Below are 824 nucleotides of genomic sequence, written 5' to 3'. Positions count from 1 at the left end.
CGGTCCCGCCGCCGGCGCCGGCGGCGGGACCGCGCAAGGTGCTCGTCGTCGAGGATTCCGTCACGTCGCGCCTGCTGCTCAAGCACATCCTCGAAGGCGCCGGCTATGCGGTGGACACGGCCGTCGACGGCCTCGACGCGCAGTCGCGCCTGCGCACCGGGCGCTACGACGTGGTCGTGAGCGACGTCGAGATGCCGAACATGGACGGCCTGGCGCTCACCGCCAGCATCCGGGCGACGCCGGCCACCGCCGAGCTGCCCGTGATCCTGGTGACGTCGCTGCAGACGCCCGAGCAGCGCGAGGCCGGCCTGCGCGCGGGCGCGGACGCGTATTTCACGAAGGGCAGTTTCGATCAGGACCGCCTGCTGGCGACGGTGCGCCGGGTGGCGGGGATGGAGGCATCATGATCCGGGTACTGGTGGTGGACGACTCGAATTCGGTGCGGGCGCTGCTGATGCACATCCTCGGCACGGCCCCGGGCCTCGCGGTGGTCGGGTGCGCGGCGGACGGCGAGGAAGCCGTGAAGCTCGCGCGCGAGCTGCAGCCGGACGTGATCACGATGGACCTGCACATGCCGCGCATGGACGGCTTCGAAGCCATCCGCCGCATCATGCGCGAATGCCCCACGCGCATCGTCGTCGTCAGCGGCAGCGACGACCGGGCCGAGGTCGACGCCAGCTTCCGCGCGATCGAGGCGGGTGCGCTGGTGCTGGTGCGGCGGCCGCTCGGCATCGGCAACCCGGCGCATGCGGACAGCGCGCGCGACCTCGTGCGCACGGTGAAGGCGATGGCCGAGGTGCGCGTCGTGCGGCGCTGGAGCGATG

2 protein-coding genes are annotated in these 824 nt (G+C 72.5%); both read left to right on the top strand.

Features of this window, described 5'->3' with window-relative positions; translation table 11 throughout:
* Positions 1–407 (top strand): response regulator (locus ACEN88_RS33070; protein WP_413346530.1); only part of this gene is annotated, 407 nt, incomplete at its 5' end.
* On the top strand, positions 404–824 hold a 421-nt coding region (locus ACEN88_RS33065; RefSeq protein WP_413346528.1), incomplete at its 3' end, for a response regulator. The genes ACEN88_RS33070 and ACEN88_RS33065, both read left to right, overlap by 4 nt.

It is taken from the genome of Massilia sp. CT11-108, assembly GCF_047302915.1.
GTDB lineage: Bacteria > Pseudomonadota > Gammaproteobacteria > Burkholderiales > Burkholderiaceae_D > Telluria > Telluria orientalis.
The sequence above is the reverse complement of the archived record's forward strand: the minus strand, read 5'-3'. Positions and strand labels throughout refer to the sequence as shown.